This is a genomic window from Rhizobium leguminosarum, from assembly GCF_001679785.1.
In the GTDB taxonomy this organism is placed as follows: Bacteria; Pseudomonadota; Alphaproteobacteria; order Rhizobiales; family Rhizobiaceae; genus Rhizobium; species Rhizobium leguminosarum_R.
Genome location: NZ_CP016286.1, coordinates 1,407,276 through 1,425,854, shown reverse-complemented (window position 1 = coordinate 1,425,854; position 18,579 = coordinate 1,407,276). Strand labels below are relative to the sequence as shown.

At 60.2% G+C, this 18,579-nt stretch carries 15 protein-coding genes; 9 read left to right on the top strand and 6 right to left on the bottom strand.

Annotated elements, in window-relative coordinates; genetic code table 11:
• The first annotated feature begins 164 nt into the window (after positions 1-164).
• Positions 165-812, top strand: a complete 648-nt coding sequence (locus BA011_RS07210; protein WP_065279925.1) for a MarC family protein — start codon at positions 165-167, stop codon at positions 810-812.
• Between the two features lie 118 nt (positions 813-930).
• Here the strand turns inward: BA011_RS07210 and BA011_RS07205 are convergent, their stop codons facing one another.
• Positions 931-1,440, bottom strand: coding sequence for a single-stranded DNA-binding protein (locus BA011_RS07205; protein ID WP_065279924.1), 510 nt, complete (start codon positions 1,438-1,440; stop codon positions 931-933).
• 283 nt (positions 1,441-1,723) lie between these two features.
• Between BA011_RS07205 and uvrA the strand changes: the two genes are divergently transcribed.
• The 4 genes from uvrA (at position 1,724) to BA011_RS07185 (ending at position 7,001) form a co-directional block, all read left to right on the top strand.
• Positions 1,724-4,645, top strand: coding sequence for an excinuclease ABC subunit UvrA (gene uvrA / locus BA011_RS07200; protein WP_065279923.1), 2,922 nt, complete (start codon positions 1,724-1,726; stop codon positions 4,643-4,645).
• Positions 4,642-5,103, top strand: a complete 462-nt coding sequence (locus BA011_RS07195) for a GNAT family N-acetyltransferase (RefSeq protein WP_065279922.1) — start codon at positions 4,642-4,644, stop codon at positions 5,101-5,103. The genes uvrA and BA011_RS07195 overlap by 4 nt, the downstream gene beginning before the upstream one ends.
• 24 nt (positions 5,104-5,127) lie before the next feature.
• Entirely contained in the window at positions 5,128-5,934 is an 807-nt protein-coding gene (locus BA011_RS07190; RefSeq protein WP_065279921.1) for a DUF72 domain-containing protein, read from the top strand.
• A 101-nt stretch (positions 5,935-6,035) separates the two neighbouring features.
• Positions 6,036-7,001, top strand: coding sequence for a magnesium and cobalt transport protein CorA (locus BA011_RS07185; protein ID WP_065279920.1), 966 nt, complete (start codon positions 6,036-6,038; stop codon positions 6,999-7,001).
• Between the two features lie 27 nt (positions 7,002-7,028).
• Here BA011_RS07185 and BA011_RS07180 read toward each other — a convergent pair whose 3' ends face one another.
• From BA011_RS07180 to BA011_RS07165, 4 genes are all read right to left on the bottom strand, one after another.
• Positions 7,029-8,048, bottom strand: a complete 1,020-nt coding sequence (locus BA011_RS07180; RefSeq protein WP_065279919.1) for a DUF808 domain-containing protein — start codon at positions 8,046-8,048, stop codon at positions 7,029-7,031.
• Positions 8,049-8,163: 115 nt separating this feature from the next.
• A complete protein-coding gene (locus BA011_RS07175; protein WP_065279918.1) occupies positions 8,164-9,897 on the bottom strand; it encodes a Na/Pi cotransporter family protein in 1,734 nt (577 codons plus the stop codon).
• A gap of 113 nt (positions 9,898-10,010) precedes the next feature.
• Positions 10,011-11,102, bottom strand: coding sequence for a phosphate ABC transporter substrate-binding protein PstS (gene pstS, locus BA011_RS07170; protein ID WP_065279917.1), 1,092 nt, complete (start codon positions 11,100-11,102; stop codon positions 10,011-10,013).
• Positions 11,103-11,449: 347 nt separating this feature from the next.
• Positions 11,450-12,922 (bottom strand): bifunctional ADP-dependent NAD(P)H-hydrate dehydratase/NAD(P)H-hydrate epimerase, encoded by a 1,473-nt coding sequence (locus BA011_RS07165; protein ID WP_065279916.1) that lies wholly within the window; start codon positions 12,920-12,922, stop codon positions 11,450-11,452.
• Positions 12,923-13,265: 343 nt separating this feature from the next.
• On the opposite strand from BA011_RS07165, the gene BA011_RS07160 reads away from it, so the two are divergent.
• The 3 genes from BA011_RS07160 to hspQ all read left to right on the top strand — a co-directional run bounded on the left by BA011_RS07160 (position 13,266) and on the right by hspQ (position 15,680).
• The gene (locus BA011_RS07160; protein WP_003539626.1) at positions 13,266-13,604 is read left to right on the top strand and encodes a P-II family nitrogen regulator; all 339 of its coding nucleotides are present in this window, start codon (positions 13,266-13,268) and stop codon (positions 13,602-13,604) included.
• Between the two features lie 78 nt (positions 13,605-13,682).
• Complete coding sequence (gene glnA, locus BA011_RS07155) at positions 13,683-15,092, top strand: type I glutamate--ammonia ligase (RefSeq protein ID WP_065279915.1); 1,410 nt, start codon at positions 13,683-13,685, stop codon at positions 15,090-15,092.
• Positions 15,093-15,350: 258 nt separating this feature from the next.
• Complete coding sequence (gene hspQ / locus BA011_RS07150) at positions 15,351-15,680, top strand: heat shock protein HspQ (RefSeq protein WP_003539613.1); 330 nt, start codon at positions 15,351-15,353, stop codon at positions 15,678-15,680.
• 113 nt (positions 15,681-15,793) lie between these two features.
• Here hspQ and BA011_RS07145 read toward each other — a convergent pair whose 3' ends face one another.
• Positions 15,794-16,456, bottom strand: coding sequence for an invasion associated locus B family protein (locus BA011_RS07145; protein ID WP_020049906.1), 663 nt, complete (start codon positions 16,454-16,456; stop codon positions 15,794-15,796).
• Positions 16,457-16,741: 285 nt separating this feature from the next.
• Here BA011_RS07145 and BA011_RS07140 point away from each other — a divergent pair, with 285 nt between their 5' ends.
• Positions 16,742-18,544 carry an extracellular solute-binding protein gene (locus BA011_RS07140; RefSeq protein WP_065282439.1) on the top strand — a complete coding sequence of 601 codons (1,803 nt, stop codon included), beginning with the start codon at positions 16,742-16,744 and terminating at the stop codon, positions 18,542-18,544.
• Positions 18,545-18,579: the final 35 nt, after the last annotated feature.

Genomic DNA, 18,579 nt, shown 5'->3' with positions numbered 1-18,579 from the left:
GCGCGTTTTGAACAGGCTTTTGCGGCTTAAAGAGGGTAAAACATGTAAGTTGCGCGGCCGGACCGGACAATTCCGCCGCGGCCCGCCGCGGTATATTTGCCAAATCGAAATCCCCGCTTCACAATCATAAAAACCACGCACCCATATGGGGTTCCGGAGAGCCGATGGCAAGCGCCGACCAATTGATCAACGCCTTCACGACGCTGCTTGTCACCATCGATCCACCGGGGCTTGCGCCGATCTTTCTGGGCCTGACGACAGGCATGAGCCGGACCGAGCGCAAGCAGGTGGCGCTGCGCGGCTCGGTCATCGCCTTCATCATCCTTGCCATCTTCGCGCTGTTCGGCGCCGGTGTGCTCGGCGTGCTCGGGATTTCGATCGGCGCCTTCCGCATCGCCGGCGGGCTGCTGCTATTCTGGATCGCCTTCGAGATGGTGTTCGAGAGGCGGCAGCAGCGCAAGGAGAAGGCAACCGAGGCGGCGATCACCAAGGATCATATCGAGAATATCGCCGTCTTTCCCCTCGCCTTGCCGCTGATTGCCGGCCCGGGTGCGATTTCGGCGACAATCCTGCTGGCCGGCACGCTCGCCACCTCGATCGGAAAAGCCCAGCTGATCGGCGTTATTGCCGCCAATCTGCTGCTGACCTTCCTGATGCTGCTCATCGCCGAAAGGCTGGACCGTTTTCTCGGCGTCACCGGCCGGGCGATCCTGACACGGCTTCTCGGCGTCATCCTCGCCGCCCTTGCCGCACAATTCGTCGTCGACGGCGCGAAGTCGGCGTTCAATCTGATCAGCGCGACGCCGCATTGAAAAGGGCTGCCTACCCGGGTTTAAATCATCTGCCGAGAAATCAAAGAAAAAAGAGCATGATGCCATCCAAGGCATCATGCTCTCTCATGTCTTTCACAAAACCAGGGAAGGCGGTCAATCAGAACGGGATATCGTCGTCGAGATCCCGCGAGAAGTTGCCGCCGCTGCCACCGCCGCGGCTCGGCGATGAAGCGGGAGCCGGGGCGCCGTAATCGTCGCCATAATCGTTGCCGCCGGCGGCACTGCCACGGCCGCCGCTCGCGCCGCCGCCTTCACCGCGGCCGTCGAGCATCGTCAGTGTCGAACCGAAACCCTGCAGCACCACTTCCGTGCTGTAGCGATCCTGGCCCTGCTGGTCCTGCCATTTGCGGGTCTGCAGCTGGCCTTCAATATAGAGCTTGGCGCCCTTCTTCACATATTGCTCGACGACCTTGCAAAGGCCCTCGTTGAAGACGACGACGGTGTGCCATTCGGTCTTCTCACGGCGCTCGCCGGAATTGCGGTCGCGCCAGGTCTCCGAGGTCGCGATACGAAGATTGGCGATCGGCCGGCCATCCTGTGTGCGGCGGATTTCCGGGTCCGCACCGACGTTTCCAATCAGAATTACCTTATTCACGCTACCAGCCATGCTTCTCACCCTGCCTGCCGCCCTGCCCGGCGGCGTTTAATCGATCGGCGCACCTTAAACCATCACGGACCGCCGATGCGCATGGGCGGCATTTAATCCACATGTTTATCCATCAGAACGCCGCATGCATCCATCAGGAATTTTGTTCTTTATTTGTTCTAGTTTATCCGTATGATCCTGTCAACAGAATCGAAAACCTTGAGCCCTTGCGGATATTCAGCCTCGACTCGCCCGTCGGCATCACTAAATAAGGGCTGTCATCCAGAAAACCAAAGCAGAGACGATGAGCGAACTGAAGACGATCTCCATCCGCGGCGCGCGCGAGCATAATCTCAAGAGCATCGATCTCGATCTGCCGCGTAACAAGCTGATCGTCATGACCGGGCTTTCGGGTTCCGGCAAATCCTCGCTTGCCTTCGACACGATCTATGCTGAGGGCCAGCGGCGCTATGTCGAGAGCCTGTCGGCCTATGCCCGGCAGTTCCTCGAAATGATGCAGAAGCCCGACGTCGACCAGATCGACGGGCTGTCGCCGGCGATCTCGATCGAGCAGAAGACCACCTCGCGCAATCCGCGCTCGACGGTCGGCACCGTCACCGAGATCTACGACTATATGCGCCTGCTCTTTGCCCGTGTCGGCGTTCCCTATTCGCCGGCGACCGGCCTGCCGATCGAGAGCCAGACCGTCAGCCAGATGGTCGACCGCATCCTCGATTTCGGCGAGGGCACCCGTCTTTATATTCTTGCGCCGCTCGTGCGCGGGCGCAAAGGTGAATACAAAAAAGAACTGGCCGAGCTGATGAAGAAGGGCTTCCAGCGCGTCAAGGTCGACGGGCAGTTCTACGAGATCGCCGAGGCGCCGGTGCTCGACAAGAAATACAAGCACGACATCGACGTGGTGGTCGACCGCATCGTCGTGCGCTCGGATGTCTCGGCGCGCCTGGCCGACAGTCTCGAAACCTGCCTGAAGCTCGCCGACGGGCTGGCGGTCGCCGAATTCGCCGACAAGCCGCTGCCGCCGGAAGAGACGTCGGCCGGCGGCTCGGCCAACAAGTCGCTGAACGAGACGCATGAACGCGTGCTGTTTTCGGAGAAGTTTGCCTGCCCGGTCTCGGGCTTCACCATTCCGGAGATCGAACCCAGGCTCTTCTCCTTCAACAATCCCTTCGGCGCCTGCCCGACCTGTGATGGCCTCGGCGCCCAGCAGAAGATCGATCCGGATCTGATCGTGCCCGAGCCCGAGCGGACGTTGCGCGACGGGGCGATCGCGCCTTGGGCCAAGTCGACCTCGCCCTATTACAACCAGACGCTCGAAGCGCTCGGCAAACATTACGGCTTCAAGCTCGGCACCCGCTGGAACGATCTTTCCGACGAGGCCAAGGACGTCATCCTCAACGGCACCAACGACAAGATCGAATTCCACTATGCCGACGGCGCCCGCTCCTACACGACGCAGAAAAATTTCGAAGGCATCATCACCAATCTCGAGCGCCGCTGGAAGGAGACCGATTCTGCCTGGGCGCGCGAAGACATCGAGCGCTTCATGTCGGCCGCCCCCTGCCCTTCCTGCAGCGGCTTCCGCCTGAAGCCGGAGGCCTTGGCGGTGAAGATCGACACGCTGCATATCGGCGAAGTGACCGGTATGTCGATCCGCGTCGCCCGCGACTGGTTCGAGACGTTGCCGGCAAGCTTCAATGCCAAGCAGAATGAGATCGCCGTGCGCATCCTCAAGGAAATCCGCGACCGGCTGCGCTTCCTCAACGATGTCGGCCTGGAATATCTCAGCCTGTCGCGCAATTCCGGCACGCTGTCGGGCGGCGAGAGCCAGCGCATCCGGCTTGCCTCGCAGATCGGCTCGGGGCTGACCGGCGTGCTCTACGTGCTCGACGAACCGTCGATCGGCCTGCATCAGCGCGACAATGCCAGGCTGCTCGATACGCTGAAGCACCTGCGCGACATCGGCAACACCGTCATCGTCGTCGAACATGACGAGGATGCGATCCTGTCGGCCGACGATGTGGTCGATATCGGCCCGGCGGCCGGCATTCACGGTGGCCAGGTGATCGCCCATGGTACGCCGCAGGATATCATGGACAATCCGAAGTCGTTGACCGGCAAATATCTCTCCGGCGAACTCGGCGTTCCCGTTCCCGACGAACGCCGCAAGCCGAAGAAGGGCCGCGAGATCAAGGTGGTCGGCGCGCGCGGCAACAATCTGAAGAACGTCACGGCGTCGATCCCGCTCGGCGTGTTCACGGCGGTGACCGGCGTTTCCGGCGGCGGCAAATCCACCTTCCTGATCGAGACGCTTTATAAATCGGCGGCAAGGCGCGTCATGGGCGCGCGTGAAAACCCGGCCGATCACGATCGCATCGACGGCTTCGAGCATATCGACAAGGTGATCGACATCGATCAATCGCCGATCGGCCGCACGCCGCGCTCGAACCCGGCGACCTATACCGGCGCCTTCACGCCGATCCGCGACTGGTTTGCCGGCCTGCCGGAGGCCAAGGCCCGCGGCTACCAGCCGGGCCGTTTCTCCTTCAACGTCAAGGGTGGACGCTGCGAGGCCTGCCAGGGCGACGGCGTCATCAAGATCGAGATGCACTTCCTGCCGGATGTCTACGTCACCTGCGACGTCTGCCACGGCAAGCGCTACAATCGCGAGACACTCAACGTCACCTTCAAACAGAGGTCGATCGCCGACGTGCTCGATATGACCGTGGAGGAAGGTGTCGATTTCTTCGCGGCGGTGCCTGCGGTGCGCGACAAACTGCAAGCGCTGAAGGATGTCGGTCTCGGCTATATCAAGGTCGGCCAGCAGGCCAATACGCTCTCGGGCGGCGAGGCCCAGCGCGTCAAGCTTGCCAAGGAGCTGTCGAAACGCTCGACCGGACGCACGCTCTACATTCTCGATGAACCCACCACCGGCCTGCATTTCCACGACGTCGCCAAGTTGCTCGAAATGCTGCACGAACTGGTCAACCAGGGTAATTCGGTGGTGGTGATCGAACACAATCTCGAAGTCATCAAGACGGCCGATTGGGTGCTCGATTTCGGCCCCGAAGGTGGCGACGGCGGCGGCGAGATCGTCGCGACCGGCACGCCGGAAGCGATCGTCAAGGAAAAGCGGTCCTATACCGGGCAGTTCCTGAAGGAATTGCTGGAACGGCGGCCGGCGAAGAAGGCGGTTGCGGCGGAATGACGATGAGGCCAGCGTCGCCCGATGATCTGGAAACGATCGCGACGCTGACATCAGCCGCTTATCGGCCCTATAGCGAGCTCTTCGGCGCTCCGCCGATGCCGGAGACGGAGGATTATGCGCCGCGGATCGAACGCGGCGAGGTCTGGCTGTGCGAGATCGGCGGGCAAGCGGCCGGCCTGATGGTCGTCGAACGGCATTCCGATCACCTCATGCTGTTCAGCATCGCGGTCTCGCCGGCATTTCAGGGTGCCGGGCATGGGCTGGCGATGCTGCGCTGGCTGGAAGGCAAGGCACGGGAATGGGCCGTGCCGGAGATCCGGCTCTACACGAATGCGCGGATGGAGCGGAATATCGCGCTCTACAGCGCCTTCGGGTTTCAGGAAACGGGTCGCCGACCGAACCCTTATCGGCCAGGATGGACGCTCGTCGATATGACGAAAGAGATCAATGCGGCCTGAGCGGCTGCGAATGGGGAGGACGACATGACGAAATCCGGCACTATCCGCACCGGCATCGGCGGCTGGACCTTCGAGCCCTGGCGCGGGCATTTCTTTCCCGAGAGCCTGAAACAGAAGGACGAGCTGAATTATGCCAGCCGCCAGCTGAAGGTCATCGAAGTCAACGGCACCTATTACAGCACGCAGAAGCCTGCGGTCTTTGCCAAATGGGCGGCTGATGTGCCCGACGGTTTCATCTTCTCGCTGAAGGCGACCCGTTTCGTCACCAATCGGCGGGTGCTTGCCGAAGCCGGTGAATCGATGGAGCGGTTCCTGTCATCTGGCATCAGTGAACTCGGCGATCATCTCGGGCCGCTGCTGTGGCAGTTCGCACCGACGAAGAGGTTCGATCCGGACGATTTCGAAGCCTTCCTGAAGCTGCTGCCGGCAAAACAGGATGGGCTGGCGCTCCGCCACGTGGTCGAAGTACGGCACGATTCCTTCAAGGTGCCGGAGTTCGTGGCGCTGCTTTCGAAATACGGTGTGGCGCCTGTTTGCGCGGAGCATTTCGAATATCCGATGATTGCCGACGTGACGGCTGATTTCGTCTATGCGCGGCTGCAGAAGGGCTCGGACGATATTCCGACCTGCTACCCGGAAAAGGACCTGAAAGCCTGGGCAGACCGGCTGGAGACCTGGGCCGAGGGCAAGGTTCCTGATGACCTGCCGCTAATCGATGGCGATCGCAAGGTGAAGGTCGAGCCGCGCGACGTCTTCGCCTTCATGATTCATGAAGGCAAGGTCAATGCGCCGCATGGGGCGATCGCCCTGCAGCAGGCGTTGGCGAAATAGGCGGGGTCGATAGTCACAAAAGGATCGTGACCTTGTGGGTATCACATCGTCAGACACGCATTGCATGAGGGCATCATGAGCGTGGTAACCCCGGAGCCCGCATGAGCGTTGCCGCATCCTATCTCTATCGCGACGGACGCCGGGTCGAGGCTGTCCCTTTCGAGGCTGCCTCCATTCCGGCGACGGATAACGAATTCATCTGGATCGGCCTGCACAAGCCCAGCCGGGACGAACTCCTGCTGCTGCAAAGCCGTTTTGGCCTTCACGAACTCTCGATCGCCGATGCGCTCAGTTCCCTGCAGATGCCGAAGCTCAGCGTTTATGACAACCAGCTGTTCGTCATCGCAAAGACGGCGCAGCTCGAGGGAGACCATATCACCTACGGGGAAACCGCAATTTTCGTCGGCAAGCGCTATATCATCACCGTGCGGAATGGTTCCGAGCGCGGGCACGGAGAGCTGCGCGGCCGGCTGGAGACTTCGCCGAAGACGCTGTGCCACGGCACCGATTATATTCTGCATGCCATTCTCGATTTCATCATCGACGGCTATCTTCCCATCGTGCGCACGATCGAGGATTCCGTTTTCGACATGGAACGAAAAATGCTCGACGCGTTTCTCGACCGCAGCCAGATCGCCCGCATTTTCAAGTTGCGCCGGGAAGTCATTCTATTTCAGCGGGTGCTGGACGCGATGCTCGACCTTTGCGGAAAGCTCTACCATCTCGACCTGCCGTCGCTCGACAGGGAAGCGAAGCCCTATTTCCGCGATGCGCTTCAGCACATGCACCGTGTCGAGACGATGGTTGCAAGCTTGCGCGACGTGATCACATCGGTTTTCGAAGCGAGCAATCTGCTTGAACAGCAAAGACAGGGCACGATCACCCGGCAGCTGGCGGCCTGGGCTGCTATTCTCGCCGTTCCAACGGCAATCGCCGGCATCTACGGCATGAATTTCGACAATATGCCCGAGTTGAAAACCAGCTACGGTTATTTTATCGTCCTGGCAGTCATCGCCGTCATGTGCATCGCGCTTTTCATCCGTTTCAAGCGCGCCCGCTGGATATGACGCCTTGCTCGCCGATAGATTCTGGTTTCATTTCTTCCCGTCCGCCAGCGCCTCTTTCCGGCGGCGCGGCAGGAGCGATTTGAGGTACCGCCATATCGGCGAGACGGCGTAGCCGGCGACCGGAATTGCGATCAAGCCGGCGACGATACCGACGATGCCCGCTCCTGCGGCCTCGACGATCCAGCTGAGCACGGATGCCAGAGCGGGAATGGCATGCGCGGTCGCCTCCCCGGCATCATGGATCAGATGTGCAAGGCCGCCGAGGCCATAGGATTCGAGGCCATGAACGATGATGCCGCCGCCGACCCAGATCATGGCGGCTGTGCCAACGATGCCGAGCAGTTTCAGAAAATAAGGCATGCCTGTGACAAGCCCCTTTCCGATCGAACGCAAGACGGCGCCGATCGGAGATGCCGTGCGCACACGCGCCAGCATCAGACCGAGATCATCGGCCTTGACGATAAGCGCCACGCCGCCATAGACCAAGACCGTGATGCCCAGTCCCACGACGGCGAGGATGAGGGCCTGGGTGAACATGCCGCCTGACGGCACCGCGGCGAGCGTAATCGCCATGATTTCCGCCGACAGGATAAAATCCGTCTTGATTGCGCCGGCAACCTTCTCGTCTTCTATCGATTTGGCATCGAGGCTCGTCGCCTCGAGTGCCGATTCATGGGCGTGGGCCGCATGCGGCAGCACCAGCCCGTAGACTTTTTCCACGCCTTCGTAGCAGAGGTAAAGCCCGCCGATCATCAGCAGCGGCGTGATCGCCTGCGGGGCGACAAGACTCAGGATAAGCGCTGCGGGAAGCAGGATCAGCAGCTTGTTCTTCAGCGAGCCGAGCGCGATCCTGCCGATGATCGGCAGTTCGCGCGCTGCCGAAAATCCGGTGACGTAACGCGGCGTGACCGCCGCATCGTCAATGACGACACCAGCCGCTTTCGCGCCCGCCTTGGCCGCCTGGCCGGCAATGTCGTCGAGCGACGCCGCAGCCACTTTGGCCAATGCCGCGATATCATCAAGAAGGGCGATCAGGCCAACACTCATTCGAGCCTCCGTCGGGAAGACAGACTTACACAGCAAACGGAAAGCCCGTCATCCAACGAGACGTGGCATCCTCCGCCGGGAAGATGCCACGCACAGATCGTAACGACAATGGCCGTTATTCAGCCGGCATCGGGCTCAACCCACCCTCGTCCAGCGGAGGACGGACCTGCCGTTCCCGTTTCTGAGAGGCCCGCGACAGAACGCTCTGCCGGTTCACGGATTTGCGCTCCTCGTCGATGCGGCGGATCAAAATCTCCGCGCGCTCGACGGAGCCGAGAAGCGCCAGGATCGTGCCGCGTTCAGCCGCGCCGGCATTCGGGCCAAGCGCCAGTGTCTGAGCCCGAAGTTCGGTGACGGTGGGAAGGCTGACATGGCCGGCCGGCATGGAGGGACGAACCACGCCGTAGTCGGGCATGATTTCCTGCAAAGAGGCATCGAGCTTGCTCAATGCCTGGTTGACGATCGCCAACGCGGGCTCGCTGAATTTTTCACGCTTCACGCGACGGGCGACCTGATGCATCGATTCCGTCAATGCAGCGGTGAAATCGGCCTCCTCGATCAGGCTGGCAACCAGATCGAGTTGCTCGTAAGGAAGATCCTCCTTCATCAGCGAGGCGGTGTAGTCGCGAATGTCGCGGCTGAGGATATCGGTGGCGAGATAATGTTCGCCAGGATCGGATGGCGCCGACTTGGCAGACCGGGCAATATCCAGGAACATCGCGCCGGCCTGCAGATGCCGCGCGGTCTCCTGCTGGACGGCCGGAACCGCCCGCGCGAAATCGCTTGTGAGCCTGCGGTCGAGGAATTTCGGCGTCGAATAATCTTCCACATCCTCCGCATCGGTGCGGCCAATACGCGACAAGACACGTTCGAACACGCTGACGAAAGGAAACAGCAGCGCCGTATTGAAGACGTTGAAGAAGGTCGAATAGAGACCGACAGCGACCGGGACCAGCGGAAATGTCTCCTTGCCCTCGATGACGACCGGAACGCCGGGATCGCCGCCGAACCATTGCATCGCCCATGCCAGAACGTCGATCGAGACGAAGAACAAGGGCACGGTGATACAAACGCCGATAATGTTGAAGGACATATGGGCATAGGCAGCGCGTTTGGCGTTCTTCGACAGGTTGATCGAGGCAATCCAGGAGGTGATCGTGGTTCCGAGATCCGCACCCAGCGAGAAGGCAACCGCCGTCGTCCAGTCAAGGACACCGGCCGCGCCGAGCCCCATGACGATACCAATCGTCGCCGACGAGGAGTGGATCATCGCAGTGACGCCGGCGGCGATCAGTACGCATTTGATCAGGTTGTAATAGGAGTCGGCGGTCAACGTCGACAGAACGTCCATGACCTCCGGTATGTTGCGCAGCGGCCGAAGGCCGCCGGTCATCAGATTGAGACCGTAGAAAATCAGCGCGAAACCCATGCAGGCAAGCGCGACGTTGCGGACGCGCTCGCTCTTAGCAAAGCAGTAAACCAGCGAAAAAACACCCGCAAAGATCAGGCCAAGTGGACCGAGCGGCAAGGCGATCAAGCCATTTCCGAGCGTCGTTCCGATATTGGCGCCCATGATGACGCTGATCGCCGGACGCAACCCGACAACGCCGGCATTGACGAGGCCGACGACCATGACCGTCATTGCCGTCGATGACTGGATGACCCCGGTGATGAGCGTTCCCGCGATGACGCCCTTGATCGGCGTGCCTGCAGCTCTCGCGAGAAATGCGCGCATCTTGTTGACGGAGAGTGCCTGGATGCCATTCGACATGAACTCCAGACCGAGCATGAATATCCCCAGCCCGCCGATCACAGGCACAAGAATATCCTTGAAAATGTCGATGTTCACTAGCCTTACCCCCTTAGCGCCAAAATGGCGCGCTTCAACGACGCCCCCGCGTCTCACATGCCCGATTTCATATGGTCGGGGTGTCCCGACCGCGTATCATGCGCGCGAACGAATTACTGGCTCGCGGACGCATCATGCTTCAGCCAGTATTTGACGATCTGACTGACGAGCTGCGGCGGCAAAGGCACGTAGCCCAGCGCTTCGGCATCCTTACTGCCTGTCTCGAAGGCCAGACGGAAAAAATCATGCACGCGGCGATAGCGATTGGGCGCCTGTCCCTTCATGGGAACGACGGCAAATGTCGCCCCGCTGATCGGATAGACCGCCTCTCCCGGTTGATCCGTGAGCGACACCGAAAAATCTTTCGCTTCATCCCATGAGACGGTGCCGGCGGCGGCCCGCACGCCGTCCGGTCCCGGTTTTACGAACTGGCCCGATTTGTTTCGAACGGCCGCATAGGGCAGGTTTGCACGCTCGACCTGGCCAAAATCGGCATAGGCGATCGCCCCCTTGGTTGCCTGCACCGCGCGAATGAGATCCCCGGTTCCCTCGACACTCGTCCCCACAGGCCAGGCGATCAGCGTATCCGCTCCATGTGCCGCCTTCCATTCCGGGCTTGCCGAGGACAGGAATTCGGTGAACATGAAGGTGGTGCCTGATCCGTCCTTGCGCGTAACCGGGCTGATTTTCTGATCGGGAAGGCTGATCTCCGGGTTGATCGCCTTGATGGCAGGGTCAGCCCACGACTGGATCTTGCCGAGATAGATATTCGCAAGCAGCGGGCCAGTCAGGTTGATGCGGCCCTTGTCGATACCGTCAAGATTGACGGCAATCGCCACGCTGCCGAGCACGATCGGAAACTGCTGGCGGCCATGCTTCAAAAGCTCGTCGTGGGAGACAGGCACATCGGTTGCAGCGAAATCCAGCTCCGGCTGATCAAGGCGCATCAGACCTGCCAGCGAACCGACGAGCTCGTAATCTACCGTCCAATCGGGTGAGCTGAAGTCGCCGTCATCCATCCGCGCCTTCTCGTAGATTTCGGCCCACTTCGCGATGATGGGTGCCGCGAATGTGGAGCCGGCGCCGCGAATGGGCTCGGCCATGGCTGCAGGAGCGATGAAGAGCGAACCGACAACTGCCGCAAGTCCGCCAAAGCCGGCGGCGGCGGTCGTCACTCTGTGGACTTGCCGAAAAAAACGTTCCATCGGCGCTTCCCCTCGCAACCGTTGACTGCGCACTTCGATCAGAATTCAAACCAGATCAACTCAGGGACCAGCCGTATGAACCCGTGGTCCAGCCGACAGGAATTCCTGCCACCACTAAGTATTTCCATTCATTAACATTTTAATGACAGTTTAGTTTTGCGGGTTGCTGATTCTCGGCGAAGGACATTCTTTGGCTGATCGATGTCGCTCTAAAAATTCGAAATAAAACCGTCACTCAACTGACACATCGGCCGCATTTACAATGGTAAAACAACGCGGCCCGCGCTACGGCCAGACCGACGGTGCGGATTGCTTCTGCGTTCGAGGTGCAAGAGGATGCGGCAGCGCTAAAGCGGCAATACCTCGGCGGCAAGCTCCTCCGCCGTCAGCCCCTTGCCGGCGCGTTGGCCGGCCTCGCCATGCAGCCAGACGCCGGCAGCCGCGGCCTCGAAGGCCGGCAGGCCCTGGGCGAGCAAGCCGCCGATGATGCCGGCAAGCACGTCGCCGGAACCGGCGGTGGCGAGCCAGACGGGAGCGTTGGTATTGATCAGCGCACGTCCATCAGGCGCAGCAATGACGGTATCGGCTCCTTTGTAAATGATCGCGGCATTGGCGCGGCGGGCGGCGGCCACAGCCTTGTCCACCTTGCCGAGCGCGTCGTCGCCGCCGATATCGGGAAAGAGCCGCGCAAATTCTCCCTCGTGCGGCGTCAGCACCAGACGCGGCTCACCCCGGAAAAGATCAAACAGCTGTTGCGGATCATCCTTAAACGAGGAGATGCCGTCGGCATCGAGCACCAGATGACGATCGGCAAGGGCCGAGACGAAGCTACGCGCCCTGGCGCCGATGCCGAAACCGGGGCCGAGGACGAAGGTCTGCAGCCGCTTGTCGGAGAGCCAGTCGCCGAGATCGGCCTCATCGTCGATGGCATGCAGCATGACGGCGGTCAGATGCGCGGCATTGGCGGCCATCGCCGCGCGGGGGGCGGCGATCGTCACCAGGCCGGCGCCGGCCTTCAGGCCAGAGATTGCCGATATGCGCGCCGCACCCGTCTTGTCGGCCTCACCTGAGAAGACGACCAGATGACCGCGCTTGTATTTATGGGTTTCCAGATGCTCGGCCGGCAGCGCACTCTTCCAGGCATCCGGCGTGTTCTCGGCGATGACGCCGCCTGCTTCAGCCCTGACGATGCGGGCGGGGATACCAATGTCGAAGACCTCCAATTCACCGCAAAGCTCCCTGCCCGGCATCAGCAGATGGCCGGGCTTGCGGGTCATGAAGGTGATGGTGTTGCAGGCCCGGAAAGCAGTACCCAGCACCTTGCCGGTGCGACCATCAAGGCCGGAGGGCAGATCAATGGCGAGCACGGGAATAGCGGCCTCGGTGACGCGGCGGATCAGCGCGCGCACATCGGCCGACACCGCGCGGCCAAGCCCCGCCCCGAACAGGCCATCGATGAAGACGTCGCCGGTTTCCGGCCGATAGAGGCCGAGTTCCTGTCCCTCCAATGCGCAGCCGATGCGGGCGCGGGCGGCATCGCCCTTCAGCCTGGAGGGATCGCCAAGGTGGAAGAGCGCCACCCTCGCCCCGCTCTGCTGCAGATGGCGGGCTGCGACATAGGCGTCGCCGCCATTGTTGCCGGGCCCGCAGAGTGCGACGAAACGTAAAGCTCCGGGATGAAGGCGCAGAGCAGCGGCCGCGACCGCGGCACCTGCCCTCTCCATCAAGCCGAAGGAGTCGATGCCGGATGCGGCAGCGGCCGCGTCGACGGCGGCCATTTCGGCAGGCGTGAGAAGAAGGTCGGACGGATGTTTGGTCATCATCCTATTCAATCAAAAAACGCCTAAAAAACAACCGCCTGAAATACCAAAGAGAAGGACTCTATTTAGGCAATTGCCTATATTTTCACCTCAGCGTGACGTGTATTCGCAGTTGCGAAAATACATGAGTTTTTCCGTTTCCGATGGGATTTTGATCGGGAGACAATGTTTTTCCATCTGACCGTCGCCAAAACCACATAGAATTCCCCGCAAACGCGCCGGTTTTGGCAGAATCGACGTCTTTTTTCGACAAGACGGATTTCAAACTGGCACGATATCTGCATCATATCCGGCGAGCGGGAAAATTCCTGCCATAACAAGAGAAGCGGAGAGACATTTTCTCATGAAAAAGATCGAAGCGATCATTAAGCCTTTCAAGCTGGACGAAGTGAAGGAAGCCCTTCAGGAAGTTGGCCTGCAGGGTATCACGGTCACGGAAGCCAAGGGTTTCGGCCGTCAGAAAGGCCACACGGAACTCTACCGCGGAGCCGAATACGTCGTCGATTTCCTGCCGAAGGTCAAAGTCGAGGTCGTATTGGCCGACGAGAACGCGGAGGCGGTTATCGATGCGATCCGCAAGGCGGCGCAGACCGGCCGCATCGGCGACGGAAAGATCTTCGTCTCCAACGTCGAAGAGGTTATCCGCATCCGCACCGGCGAGACCGGCATCGATGCCATCTGACCACTTTGCCAATCGCGCAAAGTCCGTTACCGTCATCGCCGACCTACACCGTCATCGCAAATCGGAGGAAACTCATTAATGGCGACCGCAAGCGAAATTCTGAAGCAGATCAAGGAGAACGACGTAAAGTTCGTCGATCTGCGTTTCACCGACCCAAAGGGCAAGCTGCAGCATGTGACGATGGACGTGGTCTGCGTCGATGAAGACATGTTCGTTGACGGCGTGATGTTCGACGGCTCCTCGATCGGTGGCTGGAAGGCCATCAATGAGTCCGACATGGTGCTGATGCCCGATACCGAAACGGTGCATATGGACCCATTCTTCGCTCAGTCGACCATGGTCATCGTCTGCGACATCCTCGATCCGGTTTCCGGCGAGGCCTATAACCGCGATCCGCGCGGCACCGCCAAGAAGGCCGAAGCCTACCTCAAGGCATCCGGCATCGGCGATACGGTCTTCGTCGGTCCGGAAGCCGAATTCTTCGTCTTCGACGACGTCAAGTACAAGGCCGATCCCTACAATACCGGCTTCAAGCTCGACTCGACCGAACTGCCATCGAACGACGATACCGATTACGAAACCGGCAACCTTGGCCATCGCCCGCGCGTCAAGGGCGGTTATTTCCCTGTTCCTCCCGTCGACAGCGCCCAGGACATGCGTTCGGAAATGCTGACGGTGCTCTCCGAGATGGGCGTCGTCGTCGAAAAGCATCACCATGAAGTCGCCGCCGCCCAGCACGAACTCGGCATCAAGTTCGATACGCTGGTGCGCAACGCCGACAAGATGCAGATCTACAAATACGTCGTGCACCAGGTGGCCAACGCCTACGGCAAGACGGCGACCTTCATGCCGAAGCCGATCTTCGGCGACAACGGCTCGGGCATGCATGTGCACCAGTCGATCTGGAAGGGCGGCAAGCCGACCTTTGCCGGCGACGAATATGCCGGCCTTTCGGAGAGCTGCCTGTTCTACATCGGCGGCATCATCAAGCATGCCAAGGCGATCAACGCCTTCACCAACCCGTCGACGAACTCCTACAAGCGTCTCGTCCCGGGTTACGAAGCCCCCGTGCTGCTTGCCTATTCGGCCCGCAACCGCTCGGCTTCCTGCCGCATTCCGTTCGGCTCCAACCCGAAGGCCAAGCGCGTCGAAGTCCGCTTCCCGGATCCGACCGCCAATCCCTATCTCGCCTTTGCTGCCATGCTGATGGCCGGTCTCGATGGCATCAAGAACAAGATCCATCCCGGCAAGGCCATGGACAAGGATCTCTACGACCTGCCGCCGAAGGAACTGAAGAAGATCCCGACCGTCTGCGGCTCGTTGCGCGAAGCACTCGAAAGCCTCGACAAGGACCGCAAGTTCCTGACCGCCGGCGGCGTCTTCGACGACGACCAGATCGATGCCTTCATCGAGCTGAAGATGGCTGAGGTGATGCGTTTCGAAATGACGCCGCATCCGGTCGAATACGACATGTATTATTCGGCCTGATCGGCCGCGAACACAGAAAGTCCCGGCCCGCCGGGGCTTTCGCCTCCCAGGTCATGGACGCCACTACAGCGCCGCGCGTCTTTCAGACGCGCAAGGACGCTGTAGAACTTGGAGTGCTGCATAATTTTGTCCTTAAATCGGTTCCGATTTGAGGAATTATGCAGAAGGAGGATATGACGTTCATGTGACGAACTCGCGCAAAAATCTTGATTTGCGCGACACCAATCACCAAATTTGGTGATGAAAGGAAGTCGTACCATGAAAGAAAGAGTAGCAAAGTTCAGTATCGGCGAAGTGGTTCGGCACAAGGTTTTTCCGTTTCGCGGCGTCATTTTCGACGTTGATCCGGAGTTCGCGAATACGGAGGAATGGTGGAATTCCATTCCGGCCGAGGTGCGCCCGAGCAGGGACCAGCCCTTCTATCACCTGCTTGCCGAGAATGACGAAAGCGAATATGTCGCTTATGTCTCCGAACAGAACCTGATGAACGACGAAAGCGGCACGCCGCTTCGCAACCCACAGATCTACCAGATTTTCGATCAGGCTCCGTCAGGGCAGTTCAAACCCAAGATGAGCTTCGCCCACTAACCCACTCGTGCCGATCGTTAAATCAAGGCCTCGCTTCTCCCGGCGAGGCCTTTTCTTTGCGCAACAAAAAACCCGGCGCGAAGCCGGGTTTCTGTTTCAAAGAAATGGCAGGATTACTGCGCCTTGGCTGCCTTCTGGGCGTCTTCCAGCTTCTTGCGGGCTTCTTCGGCCTTCTTCTGCATGCCTTCCTGGAGGCTGCGCTGGCTTTCGGCGAGCTTGGATTCGGAAACCGGTTCACCATCGTAAGCGCCGGTGAAGCCTTCGAGCGAGATCTTGATCGGGTTCGGGGCGCGGCGGAAGTTGATCGAGGTGAAGATCACGTCGCTGCCCTTCTTGAGGCTGGCGATCATCGCGTCGGTCAGCGGAATTTCGGCGGTGCACTTGTCCGGCAGGCAGACGGCGTAGTCGAGCTTCTGGCCCTTGCCGCCGTCGATCTGCATGATGACGCCGGGAGGAACGAGACGTGCCGTGGGAACCGAGACCTGCAGGAGCTTGCGGTTGATCTTGCCGGATACCGAGATCAGGCCGACGGCCGTGACGAGCTGGCCGCCATTGGCGAGGATCAGGTTCTGGACAACACAGATGTCGTTGTCTTCCTGCTTGCTGCAGGTCTTGTACCAGCCGAGCTTCGGCGCTCCTGCGGCCTGTGCCGGGGCATCGGCCGGAGCCTGTGCTGCCGCATCCTGTGCGAAGGAGGAGACCGGAGCCGAAGCGCCGAACACCACTGCCAGAACGGACAGTGCTGCCCGCATTTTCTTTTCAGACTTGAACATCATAACGAATTCCGTCTCCTGATATCCGTTCGGAGCAGCGGTTTGCCGCCCCAACCATCGGGTCGTTCGGCACTCCACCTCTTAAAAAAATAAGGCAAATGCATGACCCCGAAACTTCGGGTTCACCTGTTACATCGCAGCGTTCAAGATATCCAGCTTTTCTTTGGCAATTTGAGGTGCATTTCGTCGCGAAGCCAAAGAAATCGCCGATCCGTGTTGGAATCGGTCGACCCCATGATAATCTCCGCGGTGAATCATGCCCCGTTTTCACGGATCAAGGATTGCCGAATGCTCCGGATTGCCGTCCCCCTCGTCCTCTCGCTGCTGTGCGGCACTGTCGCTGCCGAGCCGCTGCACGGCATCGCGATGCACGGCGAGCCGGCCTTGCCGGCCGACTACAAACACTTCCCTTACGTCAATCCCGACGTGAAAAAGGGTGGCAAGATCACCTATGGCGTGGTCGGCACCTTCGACAACCTCAACCCGTTCATCCTCAAGAGCATGCGCACGACGGCGCGCGGCATGTGGGATCCGGATTATGGCAATCTCGTCTACGAATCGCTGATGCAGCGCTCCAGGGACGAGCCGTTCACACTCTACGGCCTGCTTGCCGAGACGGTGGAATGGGACGACGACCGGAGCTTCATCCAGTTCAACCTCAATCCGAAGGCGAAATGGGCCGATGGCCAGCCGGTGACGCCCGAGGATGTGATGTTCACCTTCGAGCTGATGCGCGACAAGGGCCGCGTGCCCTTCGCCAACCGCCTCAACGTCGTCGCCAAGATGGAAAAGGTCGGCGAGCGCAGTGTGCGATTCACCTTCAACGACAAGGCCGACCGGGAGACGCCGCTGATCTTCGGTCTCTTCCCGGTGCTGCCGAAACATGCAATCGATCCGGCAACTTTCGACCGTTCGTCGCTGACCCCCCCGGTCGGCTCCGGTCCCTACAAGGTGAAGACGGTGAAGCCTGGTGAGAGCATCACCTATGAGCGCGATCCGAATTACTGGGGCAAGAACATTCCCGCCAAGGTCGGCACCGACAATTACGACCAGATCACCGTCCAGTATTTCCTGCAGGACACGACGCTGTTCGAGGCCTTCAAGAAGGGCGATGTCGACATCTATCCCGACGGCAATCCCGGCCATTGGGCCAATGCCTATAACTTTCCCGCCGTCACCTCGGGGGCTGTGGTCAAGGACGTGTTCACACCGAAACTGCCGAGCGGCATGCTCGGCTTCGTGTTCAACACGCGCCGGCCGATCTTTACCGATCCCAAGGTGCGCGAAGGCCTGTCGCTGGTGTTCGACTTCGAATGGGCAAACAAGAACCTTTATTCCGGCGCCTATAAACGCACGCAGAGCTTCTGGCAGAATTCCGAGCTGTCGAGTTTCGGGGTTCCCGCCAATGCAGCCGAGCTTGCCCTGCTCGGGCCGATCAAGGACAAGATTGCGCCGGAGATTCTCGACGGCACCTACAAGCTGCCGGTCACCGACGGCTCCGGCCGCGACCGCAATGTGCTGAAACAGGCCGTCGAGCAGTTGAAACAGGGCGGCTATACGATCCAGGGCGGCAAGATGCTCAATGCCTCCGGCCGCCAGCTCGCCTTCGAGATCATGACGCAGAATGCCGACCAAGAAAAGCTTGCCGTTGCCTACCAGCGTTCGCTGCAGACGATCGGCATCGCCGCTTCCATCCGCACGGTCGACGATTCGCAGTATCAGAGCCGGACGAACAGCTTCGATTACGACATGATCATGAAGTCCTATACCTCGTCGTTGTCCCCTGGGAACGAGCAACTCGGCCGCTGGTCTTCGGTTGCGCGTACGCGCGAGGGAACCGACAGCTTCGCCGGCGCCAACGATCCCGATCTCGACACACTGATCAATCACCTGCTCAGGGCACACTCGGCGGAGGATTTCACTGCGGCGGTCCGCTCCTACGACCGGCTGCTGCTTTCCAGCCATTACGTGCTGCCGCTCTATCACATGGACCAGCAATGGATGGCGCGGAGCAAGCGCATCGGCCGTCCCGACAGCGTACCGCTCAGCGGATATCAGCTGCCGGTATGGTGGGATACGAGCGCGCAGTAAGACCGGCGAACGGCCGGTCCTCATGCCTCCTCCGG

Bases quoted from the DNA above. Each gene is read 5' to 3' on its own strand.
- BA011_RS07210 (WP_065279925.1), top strand. From the start codon at position 165: ATGGCAAGCGCCGACCAATTGATCAACGCCTTCACGACGCTGCTTGTC.
- BA011_RS07205 (WP_065279924.1), bottom strand. From the start codon at position 1,440: ATGGCTGGTAGCGTGAATAAGGTAATTCTGATTGGAAACGTCGGTGCG.
- uvrA (WP_065279923.1), top strand. From the start codon at position 1,724: ATGAGCGAACTGAAGACGATCTCCATCCGCGGCGCGCGCGAGCATAAT.
- BA011_RS07195 (WP_065279922.1), top strand. From the start codon at position 4,642: ATGACGATGAGGCCAGCGTCGCCCGATGATCTGGAAACGATCGCGACG.
- BA011_RS07190 (WP_065279921.1), top strand. From the start codon at position 5,128: ATGACGAAATCCGGCACTATCCGCACCGGCATCGGCGGCTGGACCTTC.
- BA011_RS07185 (WP_065279920.1), top strand. From the start codon at position 6,036: ATGAGCGTTGCCGCATCCTATCTCTATCGCGACGGACGCCGGGTCGAG.
- BA011_RS07180 (WP_065279919.1), bottom strand. From the start codon at position 8,048: ATGAGTGTTGGCCTGATCGCCCTTCTTGATGATATCGCGGCATTGGCC.
- pstS (WP_065279917.1), bottom strand. From the start codon at position 11,102: ATGGAACGTTTTTTTCGGCAAGTCCACAGAGTGACGACCGCCGCCGCC.
- BA011_RS07165 (WP_065279916.1), bottom strand. From the start codon at position 12,922: ATGACCAAACATCCGTCCGACCTTCTTCTCACGCCTGCCGAAATGGCC.
- BA011_RS07160 (WP_003539626.1), top strand. From the start codon at position 13,266: ATGAAAAAGATCGAAGCGATCATTAAGCCTTTCAAGCTGGACGAAGTG.
- glnA (WP_065279915.1), top strand. From the start codon at position 13,683: ATGGCGACCGCAAGCGAAATTCTGAAGCAGATCAAGGAGAACGACGTA.
- hspQ (WP_003539613.1), top strand. From the start codon at position 15,351: ATGAAAGAAAGAGTAGCAAAGTTCAGTATCGGCGAAGTGGTTCGGCAC.
- BA011_RS07145 (WP_020049906.1), bottom strand. From the start codon at position 16,456: ATGATGTTCAAGTCTGAAAAGAAAATGCGGGCAGCACTGTCCGTTCTG.
- BA011_RS07140 (WP_065282439.1), top strand. From the start codon at position 16,742: ATGCTCCGGATTGCCGTCCCCCTCGTCCTCTCGCTGCTGTGCGGCACT.